The organism is Salinibacterium sp. CAN_S4 (genome assembly GCF_015752305.1).
Taxonomy (GTDB): domain Bacteria; phylum Actinomycetota; class Actinomycetes; order Actinomycetales; family Microbacteriaceae; genus Rhodoglobus.
The window spans coordinates 731,759-745,842 of record NZ_JADOVB010000001.1; the positions used below are offsets into that span (position 1 = coordinate 731,759).

10 protein-coding genes are annotated in these 14,084 nt (G+C 63.4%); 4 read left to right on the top strand and 6 right to left on the bottom strand.

Translation table 11 applies throughout. From position 1 onward, the window contains the following. The first annotated feature begins 118 nt into the window (after positions 1-118). A complete protein-coding gene (glnA, locus tag IWX81_RS03660) occupies positions 119-1,543 on the top strand; it encodes a type I glutamate--ammonia ligase (protein ID WP_199279880.1) in 1,425 nt (474 codons plus the stop codon). Between the two features lie 218 nt (positions 1,544-1,761). On the opposite strand, the gene IWX81_RS03665 is transcribed toward glnA, so the two are convergent. From IWX81_RS03665 to IWX81_RS03685, 5 genes are all read right to left on the bottom strand, one after another. After that, entirely contained in the window at positions 1,762-3,207 is a 1,446-nt protein-coding gene (locus tag IWX81_RS03665) for a UDP-glucose dehydrogenase family protein (RefSeq protein WP_199279881.1), read from the bottom strand. A gap of 21 nt (positions 3,208-3,228) precedes the next feature. Next, positions 3,229-4,695, bottom strand: coding sequence for a glycoside hydrolase family 26 protein (locus IWX81_RS03670; protein ID WP_334592932.1), 1,467 nt, complete (start codon positions 4,693-4,695; stop codon positions 3,229-3,231). Beyond that, a complete protein-coding gene (locus IWX81_RS03675; protein ID WP_199280433.1) occupies positions 4,679-6,169 on the bottom strand; it encodes a glycosyltransferase family 2 protein in 1,491 nt (496 codons plus the stop codon). Before IWX81_RS03675 ends, IWX81_RS03670 begins: the two co-directional genes overlap by 17 nt. Before the next feature lie 550 nt (positions 6,170-6,719). After that, a complete protein-coding gene (locus tag IWX81_RS03680; RefSeq protein ID WP_199279883.1) occupies positions 6,720-9,659 on the bottom strand; it encodes a bifunctional [glutamine synthetase] adenylyltransferase/[glutamine synthetase]-adenylyl-L-tyrosine phosphorylase in 2,940 nt (979 codons plus the stop codon). A 32-nt stretch (positions 9,660-9,691) separates the two neighbouring features. Beyond that, positions 9,692-11,029 (bottom strand): glutamine synthetase family protein, encoded by a 1,338-nt coding sequence (locus IWX81_RS03685; RefSeq protein ID WP_199279884.1) that lies wholly within the window; start codon positions 11,027-11,029, stop codon positions 9,692-9,694. 89 nt (positions 11,030-11,118) lie between these two features. On the opposite strand from IWX81_RS03685, the gene panB reads away from it, so the two are divergent. Then, complete coding sequence (gene panB / locus IWX81_RS03690) at positions 11,119-11,955, top strand: 3-methyl-2-oxobutanoate hydroxymethyltransferase (protein WP_199279885.1); 837 nt, start codon at positions 11,119-11,121, stop codon at positions 11,953-11,955. A 44-nt stretch (positions 11,956-11,999) separates the two neighbouring features. On the opposite strand, the gene IWX81_RS03695 is transcribed toward panB, so the two are convergent. After that, positions 12,000-12,170: a methionine aminopeptidase gene (locus IWX81_RS03695; RefSeq protein WP_199279886.1), complete on the bottom strand. Its 171-nt coding sequence runs from the start codon at positions 12,168-12,170 to the stop codon at positions 12,000-12,002. Between the two features lie 46 nt (positions 12,171-12,216). Between IWX81_RS03695 and map the strand changes: the two genes are divergently transcribed. Next, on the top strand, positions 12,217-13,101 hold the full coding sequence (gene map, locus IWX81_RS03700) for a type I methionyl aminopeptidase (RefSeq protein WP_199279887.1): 885 nt from the start codon (positions 12,217-12,219) through the stop codon (positions 13,099-13,101). Between the two features lie 25 nt (positions 13,102-13,126). Then, on the top strand, positions 13,127-13,909 hold the full coding sequence (gene ppgK, locus IWX81_RS03705) for a polyphosphate--glucose phosphotransferase (RefSeq protein ID WP_199279888.1): 783 nt from the start codon (positions 13,127-13,129) through the stop codon (positions 13,907-13,909). Positions 13,910-14,084: the final 175 nt, after the last annotated feature.

The window sequence follows — 14,084 nt, forward strand, 5'->3', positions numbered from 1 at the left end:
ACCACATGCGTAACATGCCCGAAACATTTGCGTGACCGCGGGGAAACCACTTACCCGTAGCCTCGGGGGGTGGCTGCGTTTGCTGCCTCTCAGCACCAAGTTCATTGGAGTTCCACCTATGTTCAGTGATTCCTCCGAAGTGCTCAAGTTCATCAAGGACACTGACGTCAAGTTCCTTGATATCCGCTTCACCGACCTTCCCGGTGTACAGCAGCATTTCAACATCCCCGCGTCCACTGTCGACGAGGAGTTCTTCTCGGTCGGCCAGATGTTCGACGGATCATCGATCCGCGGCTTCGCATCGATCCACGAATCGGACATGCAGCTGATTCCGGACGTTTCGACGGCATACGTCGATCCGTTCCGCACCGAGCGCACGCTCATCATGATCTTCGACATCTACAACCCCCGCAACGGTGAGATCTATGGTCGCGACCCGCGCCAGGTCGCCAAGAAGGCCGAGAAGTACCTCGTCTCGACCGGTATCGCCGACACCGCCTTCTTCGCTCCCGAAGCCGAGTTCTACATCTTCGACGACGTGCGCTACGACGTGAAGCAGAACGGCAGCTTCTGGTCGGTCGACTCAGAGGAGGGCGCGTGGAACTCGGGCCGCTCCGAAGAAGGTGGCAACCTCGGAAACAAGACTCCGTTCAAGAGTGGCTACTTCCCCGTCAGCCCGATCGACAAGCAGGCCGACCTCCGCGATGACATGAGCCTCAAGCTCATCGACGCCGGCCTTGTGCTCGAGCGCGCTCACCACGAAGTGGGAACGGGCGGCCAGGCCGAGATCAACTACCGTTTCGACACGATGGTGCACGCAGCGGATGACCTGCTCAAGTTCAAGTACATCATCAAGAACACCGCGCTCGAGTGGGGCAAGACCGTCACATTCATGCCGAAGCCGCTCTTCGGCGACAACGGCTCGGGCATGCACACCCACCAGTCGCTGTGGAGTGACGGCAAGCCGCTGTTCTACGACGAAAAGGGCTATGGCGGGCTCAGCGACATCGCTCGCTGGTACATCGGTGGATTGCTCAAGCACGCTCCGGCCGTGCTCGCCTTCACCAACCCGACGCTGAACTCCTACCGTCGACTGATCCCCGGATTCGAAGCCCCCGTCAACCTGGTGTACTCGGCCGGCAACCGCTCCGCATCGATCCGTATCCCGATCACGGGCACGAACCCGAAGGCGAAGCGCATCGAGTTCCGCGCGCCCGATGCCTCAGGTAACCCGTATCTCGCATTCGCGGCTCAGATGATGGCCGGCCTCGATGGCATCAAGAACAAGATCGAACCGCACGAGCCCGTCGACAAGGACCTGTACGAGCTTCCTCCCGAAGAGGCCAAGCTCATCCCCCAGGTTCCTGCCTCGCTCGAGGAGGCACTGCGCGCCCTCGAGGCCGACCACGACTTCCTGACGGAAGGCAACGTGTTCACGCCTGACCTGATCGAGACCTGGATCGCGTACAAGCGCGAGAAGGAAATCATCCCGGCCGCGCAGCGACCAACTCCGTTCGAGTACGAGCTGTACTACTCGGTGTAGTCAGTCGTTTAACTATTGATTGCGGTCGCACCCTGAAGAGGGTGCGACCGCAATTTTTGTCGGTCCCCTACATTGGGGACATTTTTGTACCCCAAAGAGCTTGAATACTGAGCCAAGTATGCGTAGCTTTATGTCGGCAGAACGTTCCCTGATCGGACTCCTGCCAGGTCCGGCGGGATTGGTTACCCTGTCGGGCCATTCTTTTTAACCGTGACGGGTCAATGTGCGCCCATGAGCTGTGGCATCCGTCGAGTCAGATCCTGGCCGACACCGTCGATGATCGGTGCCCGCGACGATGAGGCGCCCAGCCCGGTAAACGACCAGCCCGCCGCTCGCCACGCGCCAGCGTCCAGGCAGTTGCGAGCATCGATCATGACTCTGCTCTCGACCATCGCTCCGAGTTCGATCGGGTCGCTTGACCTGAATTCATCCCATTCCGTCAGCACGAGGATGGCGTCGGCCCCCGTCACGGCCTCCTCAAGGCTGTCTGCGTACGTGAGGGTGGGGAACATGCGCTGGGCCGTCGCCGTGGCCTCGGGGTCGTAGACCACGACCTGAGCACCTCGGAGGTGCAGTGCCGCCGCTACGTTCAACGCCGGCGAGTCGCGCACGTCATCAGTGAGCGGCTTGAACGCGGCGCCGAGAATACCGATTCGGCGATTGAGCACGGATCCGCCGCACGCCTCGATCGCGAGGTCGATGACCTGCAGTCGCTGCGACATGTTGATCTCGTCCACCTGCTGGAGCAGCGCGGCCGCCTTCATGGCCCCGAGTTCACTGGAGCGATGGATGAGCGCCCTGATGTCTTTCGGCAGGCATCCGCCGCCGAATCCCAGCCCCGCATTCAGGAACTGGCGCCCGATCCTCACATCGTGGCCCAGCGCGTCGGCGAGCACGGCGACGTCGGCACCAGCTGCGTCGCAGACTTCGGCAATGGCATTGATGAACGAGATCTTCGTCGCAAGGAAGGCGTTCGCGCTGACCTTCACGAGCTCGGCCGTGGGCAGGTCACACGAGATCACGGGAGTACCAGCAGCGATGGGGATGGCGTAGACCGCGCGGAGGGTCGCCTCCGAGCGCGGCGTTGCCCCTCCGATCACGATGCGATCGGGAGCGAGGGTGTCATCGACAGCCTTGCCCTCACGCAGGAACTCGGGGTTCCACACCAGTTCGACGTCGACTCCGTCGGGTGCCGCGTCGGCGATGATCGACCGCAGTCGCGCACCCGTCCCCACGGGCACTGTCGACTTCCCCACGATAAGCCCATCGTGAGTCAGATGGGTTGCAACCTGGCGCGTCGCCTCTTCGACATAGCTCAGGTTTGCAGCGTTACTCCCCCGCTGCTGCGGCGTGCCGACGCAGATGAAGTGGACGTCGGAGTTCGCCGTGGCATCCGCCAGGTCGGTCGTGAAGCGCAGCCGGCCACTGTCGACGTGGGTACGGATGAGCTCGGGGAGTCCGGGTTCGTAGAACGGGACCTTTCCCTCGCTGAGTTGCTGCACCTTGGCCGGGTCGGAGTCGACACCGATCACGTCGAAACCCATCTCGGCCATGGCTGCGGCGTGGGTCGCCCCCAGGTATCCCGTGCCGATGACGCTCAGTCGGGGCCGCACAACGGTTCCACCGGATTCGCTGTCGTGCCCTGATGTTTCCGTGCTGTTCATGAGTGCTCCTTAGTCATCGGTTCAGCGTGCGGTGAGTGCGAAGTCGCTGTCTGGCCGCGCCAGTCCATCGACGAATGCTGCGAGGGAATCCGGACGGGAGTCGATGCGCCAGTCGTTGGTCGCGCGTTCTCCCTCGACGTAGGTGGTGATCGCCATGTTGAACCAGGAGAGACCGACGATGTCGTCGTTCTCGGGCTTGGCCAGAGCTTCAAACAGGCTCGTGACCCAGGCAGCCTTGTGGCCTCCGATCTCCGAGGCCCCGATCTCAGCGAGGAAGATCGGCTTGGCGGTGATCCTGCGAAGCTCGGCCAGACTCGCGTCGAACGAGTAAGCGAAGGAGAAGTCGTTTTCCGGCTTGTAGGCCGGTCGCAGGTATCCGGAGAGACCCACCCAGTCGACATAGTCGTCACCGGGATACAGCCCGTTGAGGAATCCTGCAGCCTTGTGGGTCGCCGGCAGGTTGTTGATGATGTTGGGCGACCAGATCCAGATCACCAAATCGTTCGCGCCCTCCTCGGCGAAGATGTCGTGGACGTGCTTCCACATCTTCACGTAGTCGCCGACCCGGTTGGAATTGAGCGAGTTGCCCTGCCCGTCGGTCTCGGCCCACGGATACCAGACACCGTTCATCTCATGATTCAGACGGATTCCCATCGGCAGCCCCGTCGACACGATGTCGCGGGCGTACTGGCGGAGGTAATCGTCATAGCTTCCGGGAACCCCGGCCTCAGGATCACCGATGATGGCCGGCAATGTGTAGTCGGGCTCGATGATCTGGTCATTCGCCGACCCGATCGGCCGTGACTCCCACGTCAGGATAGGGAGGGTGTCGCGCTCCCAGGCGCGAGTCACGGCGTTGGCGCGGAATGCTTCATCCCAGCCTCCGAAGTAGCCCACGACGCTCGGGGTGGTTCCCAGTCTCGATGCCGTGGCGTCATAGGTCGCCCAGTTGAAGGGAGCCTGTTCGGTGTACAGCCCGAGATAGGACGAGGCAGGGTTGACGAGCTCGGCTTTCGACGGTGCGGTGATGACATCCTCCGCCGGGGCGCCGCCCGCCTGCACTGCGGCAGGAGGCGCGGACTTAGGCGTGGACGCAGGCTTGCTCGCCTTCAGCGCGGTAAGGGCTCCCTGGGTGCTCCACAGCGCCTGCTGGAGTGCGGCGGTCTTGGCGTTGGTCTCCTTGAGATTCGCCTTGCTGAGCACCATCGAGGATTCGAGAACCCTGATCTCGCTTTGTAGTGTGCGCTTTTCCTTCTCCCAGGCAGCGCGTTCCTCGGCGAGGGACTCCGCTTCGATGACGCTTCGCGCGGCCGTGCCGAGCGCTTCCGTGACCGTGTTGCCCGGCGAGGTCCAGACGAAGACGCTGGTGGCTCCGAGGGCCAGGACCAGCGTGGCCGCACCGACACCTGTCCAGCGCGATCGTGTACTGCTGACGGCCCACCATGCGGCGGGCCCGCGGCGGGCCTTGAGACTACGAGAAGTTGACAATGAAAAACGCCTCCAGAGCGAAGATTGAGAATCCGATGACATACGGCCATGCGGCCTTGGGATTGAGTTGACGGCGCTGCGGCGCAACTGTCGCAACATTCATGGACCGGCGCCGGGTCGCCTCGAGAAGGGCACCCGGACGGGTCGAGTGGTTCATCGCCGCCTCCGGCTCGATCTCCACCTCCTGGGACTCCCCCAGCTGGTCGACTATCCGGTCGTTCGACTTTCCGCCGGCATAGGCGCCTGCCCGGGTTCCCCATCCGCTGGCATGGCCCATCCTGAAGAATCCGAGAAGCCGGATCGGCATCAGGAACGCGGTCGAGACGACGATGAAAACAGGAAGCCTGAAGAAGTCGGTCGGCTTCTCAGACAGGTGCCTGAGTTGGCGGATCGCCATGCTGAGCACGGATGAGATGACCATGAGACCGAGCACCAGCAGCACCCCGCTCTGGACGCCGTACTCCGAGAGGATTCCCTCATAGAAGTTGTAGCCCTGGCCGGTTGCGGCACGGTAGACCCACCCCGCGATGACCCCGGCGAGAAGGAACGGAAGAATGATGTCCATGATGAAGAACAGCGCGAGTACTGGCGCGTGTCCGAGCATCCACGGGAGCATTCTCAGCGTGTTGTACTGGCTGCCCCGTGCCCACCGAAGCTGCTGCTTGAAGAGTTTCTTCACCTCGAGAGGCGCGTCGGTGTAGACCAGCGACGTGTGCTGGTAGACCGTGCGGAAGCCCTCCTGGAGGGTCAGGTTGGTGAGCGTCCGGTCATCGCTGACCTCCATGAAGACGCCCATGAACCGCTGGGTCATAAACCTGTCCATCACCCTGGTCATGATCGACCGGCGAAACGCGATGGTGCGACCGGGAAGGCAACCGACCTGGCCCATGACACTTTGGGCGGGCATCGAGTAGAGCGCCCTGGAGTTCTCCAGCCAGTCGGCCCAGCGCGTGATCCAGCTTCGTTCTGGTTCGAGGATGCGCTGCCGCGTCGTCACGCCACCGACCTGAGGGTCGGCGAAGGGCCGCACGAGCTCCGACAGCGTGTTGTCGGTCCAGACGGTGTCCGAATCGACGAGCACGGTGATGTCACCCGTCGACAGCTCGGTGCCGATCATGACCGCGTTGCGCTTTCCCGGGATCGGCGTGTGCACCCAGCGCACGAGTGGCGAAAATTCTTCGCTGATGCGCTCGAGTGTGGGGTTCTGGGCTCCGTTGATCACCACGATGATCTCGGAGGGCTTCTGTTCCACCATGCGCGCCAGCACGCTGCGGAACAGGTCCTCCGGCTCGTCGAGCACCGGCACGACGACACTCGTCGTGCCCTCGAAGGTGCCCGTGAACGGCCGGTATCGCGACGAGATGACGACCTTGAGTACCCACAGCAGCCAGATGAGGGCCGAATAGACCGCGAACATGTAGATCTCGGGATGCCCGTCGATCATGTGGCGCACTTGAAGCAGGAAAATGAACACGAATGCCCCCGACATTGTCATTGTGATGGATGATCATCCGCCACGCTGAGGATGCGGCTCGGCATTGAGTTGCTTGATTATTGCCGGATGAATTTGCTGCGTGCAAGACGGCCATTAGGCCGACCAGCCTCGATGTCACGAGGGGATTCGGGCGAGCGACGACCAGCCGTGTGGGCACTTCGGCTGACGCGGATCATGGTCGTCACAGATGCGAATTGGAGCCCGAGACGCCTCATCGGCCTCGCTCGTCGACGGCGTCCGGCTCTCCCTGTGAGCGCGCACAAAAATGCACGTCGGATGCCCTTTAGCCCATCGTCGGAGTCGCAGAACGAGGGTAGACAAGATTGTCTATTGATGAATAGTCACAGAATTTTGGAGGGTGAGTGCAGGGTGACCCTCCCCAGAACGGGGTACAAAATTCCATCGCGGAATGAGCCCCGAAATCACACCATTTACACAAACTTTGTTAACACGTTCGTAACATTAGGAGCGCGGGGCCGCTCGAATACCGCGACACTGAGCACACGGCATCCGGCGCATCTTCGACAGGTCAGCCTGTGGTGGGTCCGCGCGATGGAGGCCCGTAGAAGCGCTTCTCGAAGACCTGCCTTGCAAGGCGCGTCACGCGCAGGTAGTCCTCCTCCAGCTGGCTCGCTGAGCCTGGTGGGTACTCCATCAGCCTCGCGATTCCATCGAGCTGCTGGCGATCGGTCGGCAGGACATCGGCCGTCTTCGACGTCCACAGGGTCATCGCGGATCTCGCTCGGGAGGCCAGGACCCATGCGTCGCGGAGCTTGCGGGCTTCCTCGGCCGGGATGAGTTTCTCGTGCACGGCTGCCATGAGCGCTTCGAGGGTCGAGGTGGTGCGAAGCCCGGCGACCGTGGCGCCATGCTCGAGCTGCTGCAACTGCACGAACCATTCGACATCGCTCAGGCTGCCCCGGCCGAGCTTGAGGTGGCGGGCGGGATCCGCCGCCTGGGGAAGTCGCTCGGCTTCGACGCGAGCCTTGATGCGCTTGACCTCTCGGACATCCTGTTCGGCGATGTTCACGGGGTACCGCATCTCGTTGGCGAGTGCTTCGAATTCCTCGAGCACGCCAGAGTCGCCGACGGCCCCGCGCGCGCGCAGGAGGGCCTGCGCCTCCCACGTGAGCGACCACCGGGCGTAGTAGGCGCGATAGGAATCGAGAGACCTGACGATCGCGCCGTTCTTGCCCTCGGGCCGCAACCCCACGTCGAGATCCAGCGGGATCCTGAGGTCTTCGGTGTACTTGCTGAGGCCCCGCACGATCTGCTCGGCCCGTCGTTGCGCATCGTCAGCTGAGGCACCGGCGGCCCGGTACACATACATGACGTCGGCGTCAGACCCGAACCCCAGTTCGCCTCCCCCGTAGCGTCCCATCGCGATGATGCCGAACTCGATTCCATCGCCGTAATGATGGACGAGGGACAGGGCTCCCGTGAGCACAGTGGTGGTGATGTCGGAAAGTGCACACCCGATCTCCTCGATAGAGGTCATCCCGAGGATGGCGCCGAGCGCGGTGCGGAGCACCTCGCGGCGGCGCGCCGTGCGCAGGGCGAGAGCCGCGGCATCCACGTCCCCATCGTGCCGGGCGACGATCGCGCGGGACTCCTCGAGCAGCGTCGCGAGCGGACGGGGCTTGAGGTCTTCGTCGTTCTCGAGCCACGCCGTGGCCTCGGGGATACGCTCGAAGATATCGCCCACGAACTTCGAGGCGGACAGCACCTGGGTGAGTCGCTCGGCTGCGCCGGAAGAGTCCCGCAGCATACGGAGGAACCAGTATGTCTCCCCCAGGTCTTCGCTGAGTTTCCTGAACGACAGCAGCCCTCTATCCGGGTCTGCGCCTTCCGCCAGCCAGGCGAGCATCACGGGCAGCAGCGCGCGCTGGATGCTCGCCCGCCGCGATACGCCACCGGTCAGGGCACCGATGTGCTTGAGTGCACCCCGGGGATCCTTGAAACCGATCGCAGCCAGTCGCGCCTCGGCCTGCCCGGTCGACAGGGCGATACCACCGTCGGGGAGTGCAGCGACCGCAGACAGCAATGGGCGGTAGAACAGCCGCTCGTGGAGTCGCCGGACTGCCTGCTTCGTGCGCTGCCACTGCTCGATGAGCTTGTCTGCCGTCGACGCGAGTCCCGTCGACCTGGCGAGAACCCGCAGTGCGTCAGGGTCGGTCGGCATGAGGTGGGTCCTGCGCAGTCGAGACAACTGGAGTCGGTGCTCGAGCAACCTCAGGAACCTGTAATCGAGCGCGAATTCCGAAGCTTCGACCCGGCCGATGTAGCCCTGTTCCGCGAGGGCGACAAGTGCCGGAAGCGACGCCACCTGCCGCACATTCTCATCGGTCTGACCGTGCACGAGCTGCAACAACTGCACCGTGAACTCGACATCGCGCAATCCACCAGGGCCCAGTTTCAACTGCACATCCAGCTCACCGCTCGGGATGTTCGCCGTCACCCGTTCACGCATGCGCTGCACAGACTCGACAAAGTTCTCGCGTGACGCGCTGGACCACACCATGGGGGCCACAGCATCCACATAGCGCTGGCCGAGTTCGCGGTCACCCGCGAGCGGCCGCGCCTTGAGCAACGCCTGGAACTCCCAACTCTTCGCCCAGCGCTCGTAGTACGCGACGTGCGACTCGAGGGTGCGCACGAGGGCACCGTCTTTGCCCTCGGGCCGCAGGTTCGCGTCCACCTCCCACAGTCCGGGTTCGGCCGCCAGGTCGTTGATCCCCTTCATCGTCGCCATGGCGATGCGCGTGCCGATCTGTACTGCCCTGTCATCAGAGAGACTTTCGCCGCCCTCAACCACGAAGATCACGTCGACGTCAGAGAGGTAGTTGAGTTCCCTCGCCCCTGCTTTACCCATGCCGATGATCGAAAACTTCGTCCTGTCCACCTCGGCGGCGGGGAACCCTACCTCGTTGCGCGCGACCAGAATCGCCGCGTCGAGTGCGGCGCCGGCGAGGTCGGCGAGGGCGGCAGCAACCCGGTCGACAGCGGCGAGAGGATCTGGCTGACAAAGATCCCACGCGGCGAGCTGTGCGAGGTGTCGGCGATAGCGCACCCGCATGGCGACCCACGCCGCCTCACCCTCCAGCCCGTCCACGCTCTGCAGGAGGTCGGAGTCGTAGGAATCGGACCCGGGTGGTGACGTAAGCACGGTGTGCAGCACCTCGAGCTGCTCTGGCCTGCGCGCGAAGAAGTCACCCAGGCCCGTCGACGCCCCCAGGATCTGGATCAGCCTGCCCGCGGCATCCGTGTCGTCGAGCACGGTCTGAACCTGCTCCGGCGCATTCTCCCGAAGAGACAGCACGGCGCGCAAGGCCTGGTCCGGATCCGCCGCGACGGCGAAATGCGGAAGGAGGCCAGGCATGTCGAGTTCTTCGAGACCGGCACTCGCAGAGCCGAGCTCGGCAAATCCGAGCCGCGCAAGCTCCGTCAGTGTCGCCAATGACCTCTGCATCGTGGTGGAACCCCCGGTTGTCCTGACTCGAGCTACAGCATCTCGAGGTTGGACTCCAGCTCGTATGGCGTGACCTGTGCCCGGTATTCCTTCCACTCGAGCCGCTTGTTCAGCAGCACGTAGTTGAAGACCTGCTCGCCCAGCGTCTCGGCGACGAGTTCGGAATCCTCCATGATCGACACGGCATGGTCGAGCGACGCCGGAAGCTGGTTGTAGCCGAGTGCGCGGCGCTCTGAATCCGAGAGCTCCCAGACGTTGTCCTCGGCCTCAGGAGGAAGCTCGTAGCCCTCCTCGATACCTTTCAACCCCGCTGCCAGAAGCAGCGAGTACGACAGGTACGGGTTGGCGGCAGAGTCGATCGCGCGGTACTCGACGCGGGCACTCTGGCCCTTGTTCGGCTTGTACAGCGGAACCCGCACGAGGGCCGAGCGATTGTTGTGGCCCCACGTCACGAAGCTCGGCGCTTCGTCCCCACCCCATAGTCGCTTGTAGGAGTTGACGAACTGGTTGGTGACTGCGGTGATTTCCGGAGCGTGCTTGAGCAGACCCGCCACAAACTGCTTGCCGATCTTGGAGAGCTGGTAGTGGCCGCTCGCGTCGTAGAACGCGTTGGCGTCACCTTCGAACAGCGACATGTGGGTGTGCATGCCTGACCCAGGATGACCGGACATCGGCTTTGGCATGAAGGTGGCGTATACGCCCTGCTCGATCGCCACCTCTTTGATGACCGTGCGGAACGTCATGATGTTGTCTGCCGTGGTGAGCGCATCGGCGTACCGCAGGTCGATCTCGTTCTGCCCTGGACCAGCCTCGTGGTGGCTGAACTCGACGGAGATCCCAAGGTCTTCGAGCATGCGAACCGAACGACGACGGAAATCGTGAGCCGTGCCCCCGGGAACGTTGTCGAAGAATCCCGCGGAGTCGACGGGTTCCGGCTTGCCGCCTTTGAGCTTCGACGACTTCAGGAGGTAGAACTCGATCTCCGGATGCGTGTAGAACGTGAATCCACGATCGGCAGCCCTCGCGAGCGAACGCTTGAGCACGTTCCTCGGGTCGGAACCCGCCGGCTGTCCGTCCGGCGTGGTGATGTCGCAGAACATCCTCGCCGTCGGATCGATCTCCCCGCGCCAGGGCAGGATCTGGAATGTGGTGGGATCCGGATGCGCGAGCATGTCGGCTTCGTACGCACGAGTGAATCCTTCGATCGCAGAACCGTCGAAGCCGAGACCCTCGGCGAACGCACCCTCGACCTCGGCCGGAGCGATCGCGACGCTCTTGAGCGTGCCGACCACATCGGTGAACCAGAGTCGGATGAACTTGATGCCTCGCTCCTCGATAGTGCGAAGAACGAAGTCGCGCTGCTTGTCCATCAAGCTCCCTGTTTATCCACTGGACGTCAATCCACTCGACTGCCTGAGGGCAGCGTTACCAGAGTACCGCTCTGGCTAGACTCCCAGTTATGAATGACCCAGCAGCTGTCGCAGCACAGGCCAATCTCAAGCGCATCAGGACGAGACACTTCCAGAGCGCGAAAGAGAACGGGATCAAGATCACCGGACTCACCAGCTACGACCAGCTGACAGCGGGGATTTTCGACGAAGCCGGCATCGACTTCCTGCTCGTCGGGGATTCCGCGGGCAACAACGTCTACGGGTATGAAACGACGCTCCCGGTGACCATCGACGACCTCATTCCGCTCGCTCGCGCCGTCGCCGGAGCCGTGACCAGGGCCTTTGTCGTCGCAGACATGCCGTTCGGGTCATATGAGTCCGGCCCTGACGAGGCGCTGCACACCGCCTTCCGTTTCATGAAGGAGACCGGCGCCCACGCCGTCAAACTCGAGGGTGGAGTCCGCAGCGCGAAACAGATCAAACGCATAGTCAGCGCGGGGATCCCGCTCATGGCGCACATCGGTTTCACCCCCCAGAGCGAGCACGGGCTGGGTGGGCACGTCATCCAGGGCAGAGGAGACGGCATCGAGCAGCTGCTCGCCGACGCGCACGCTGTGGAGAAGGCAGGAGCGTTTGCCGTCGTACTGGAGATGGTTCCCGCCGAGGCCGCCGCGAGGGTGACGAGAGAGTTGTCCATTCCGACCATCGGTGTGGGCGCAGGCCCACACGTCGATGGCCAGTTGCTCGTGTGGACGGACTGGGCGGGATTCACCAAGGGCCGCCTCCCGAAATTCGTGAAGCAGTACGCCGACCTGCGTAAGACGCTGTCGGATGCCGTGGCCGAGTACAGGGGCGACGTCGCCGAGGGCGTCTACCCCGGCCCGGAGCACTCCTACGAAGACTGAACCATGGCAGGCGACCGACCGCTCGTAAGAACGGACCGGTGACGCTAGTTGCCGTCGGCCTCATCCGCCGCCCACTGGCGTGCGCGCTCTGCTGCGATCTGTGGAGCGCGCTGTGCCTCAGCCTCGGTGGCGTATGGCCCGTCACGATCGGCACCCAGCGACTGCGGGCCCTCCTCGACGACACCGGTCTTGTTGTTGTACCACCACTCGGTCATGCCGACCTCCAGTCATGCCCCACGTATCGAAGCTAGGATCAACTGTATGCCTCGCGATTCACAGGGACACCTCGTCGCGGGGCGAATCTCACCGGCTCGCGCAGTGCCAGCATCCATCGCTCGCCCCGAATACGTCGGCCGCCCCGCTCCCCGGCCTTTCACGGGGACTGACGTGTACTCGGCGTCTGACGTCGAACTGATCCGTGAATCCGGAACCATCGCCGCTCGCGCTGTTGAAGCCGTGGGGGCTGCGATCCGGCCCGGCGTCACCACCGACGAACTCGATGGCGTAGCCCACGACTACATGGTGGCGAACGGCGCATATCCCTCCACCCTCGGCTACCGGGGATTTCCCAAGTCGAGCTGCACGAGCCTCAACGAGGTGATCTGTCACGGCATCCCGGATGACACCGAGCTCGTCGACGGCGACATCATCAACATCGACATCACCGCCTTCAAGAATGGCGTGCACGGAGACCTCAACAAGACCTTCATCGTGGGCGACGCGGCTCCGGATGTCGCGGCCCTCGTCGACCACACCCGGGAAGCGCTCGCCCGCGGCATCAAGGCTGTCGCCCCCGGCCGCCAGGTCAACGTCATCGGGCGCGCGATCGAGTCCTATGCCCGGAGGTTCGGCTACGGCGTGATCCGCGACTACACGGGGCACGGCGTCGGCTCGGCCTTCCATTCCGGGCTGATCATCCCCCACTACGACGCAGCCCCGGCATTCGACGATGTGATCGAGGTAGGCATGGTGTTTACGATCGAGCCCATGCTCACCCTCGGCACCGTCGAGAGTCCAGGATCGGTCGCCTGGGACCAGTGGGACGACGACTGGACCATCACCACGCGCGACAAGTCGATCACCGCGCAATTCGAGCACACCCTCGTCGTCACCGAACGTGGCGCCGAGATCCTGACCCTCCCCTGACGGCCCCCAGAGAAAGCAGAACAGCATGGCAAAGGCGCTTGGCATCGACATCGGCGGCACAGGTATCAAAGGAGCGCTCGTCGACACCGAGACCGGCCAGCTGATCACTGACAGGGTCAAGCTGCCGACTCCGGAGGGTGGCGCCCCGGATGACATCGTCGACACCGTCGTCGCTCTCATCGAGAAGATCGGTGGGCTGGATGACGGCGTTCCCGTCGGGCTCTGCTTCCCCGCCGTCGTGCGCAACGGGCGCACGATGTCTGCCGCGAACGTGTCCAAGAAGTGGATCGGGCTGGAGGCCGAGGCACTGTTCGAGAAAGCCCTCGGTCGCGACATCCACTTCGTCAATGATGCCGATGCTGCGGGCTATGCCGAGGTGCGCTTCGGTGCCGCGAAGGATGTTGCAGGACTGGTGTTGCTGACGACCCTCGGAACCGGCATCGGTACCGCGCTGATCTACAACGGGGTGCTCGTTCCCAACTCGGAGCTGGGGCACCTCGAGCTCGACGGCAAGGATGCAGAATCCAGGGCGTCGTACGCGGCCAAAGAGCGGGACGACCTGGACTGGAAACACTGGGCGAAGCGCCTGCAGAAGTATTACTCCCACCTCGAGCTGCTCTTCTCCCCCGACCTGTTCGTCGTCGGTGGCGGGGTGTCGAAGCACTACGAGGAGTTTCTGCCGCTGCTCGACCTGCAGTCGACGATTGTGCCGGCCGTGCACCGCAACAACGCCGGCATTCTCGGAGCGGCAGCCCTCGCTACGGAGCCGGTGGCGACGATGGTGCCCCAACCGACCGCCACGACGTAACCGAACGGGTGGCGTGTTCGCCCACCGTGAGGAATTCGACGAACCGCGTCAGGGAACCGTAAGGAACCTCAGAAACTCAGCATCCCGGCGGTTGACTCTTTCCGTGGCGGAAGCCATGCCCCGCGCTATCGAGCGCGGGCTGCTCGCCTAGATCCCGGGCATGACGGTGGGATGC

What these genes read in the sequence shown, in the direction of transcription:
- glnA (WP_199279880.1), top strand. Translation starts at nt 119, where the DNA reads ATGTTCAGTGATTCCTCCGAAGTGCTCAAGTTCATCAAGGACACTGAC.
- IWX81_RS03665 (WP_199279881.1), bottom strand. Translation starts at nt 3,207, where the DNA reads ATGAACAGCACGGAAACATCAGGGCACGACAGCGAATCCGGTGGAACC.
- IWX81_RS03680 (WP_199279883.1), bottom strand. Translation starts at nt 9,659, where the DNA reads ATGCAGAGGTCATTGGCGACACTGACGGAGCTTGCGCGGCTCGGATTT.
- IWX81_RS03685 (WP_199279884.1), bottom strand. Translation starts at nt 11,029, where the DNA reads ATGGACAAGCAGCGCGACTTCGTTCTTCGCACTATCGAGGAGCGAGGC.
- panB (WP_199279885.1), top strand. Translation starts at nt 11,119, where the DNA reads ATGAATGACCCAGCAGCTGTCGCAGCACAGGCCAATCTCAAGCGCATC.
- IWX81_RS03695 (WP_199279886.1), bottom strand. Translation starts at nt 12,170, where the DNA reads ATGACCGAGTGGTGGTACAACAACAAGACCGGTGTCGTCGAGGAGGGC.
- map (WP_199279887.1), top strand. Translation starts at nt 12,217, where the DNA reads ATGCCTCGCGATTCACAGGGACACCTCGTCGCGGGGCGAATCTCACCG.
- ppgK (WP_199279888.1), top strand. Translation starts at nt 13,127, where the DNA reads ATGGCAAAGGCGCTTGGCATCGACATCGGCGGCACAGGTATCAAAGGA.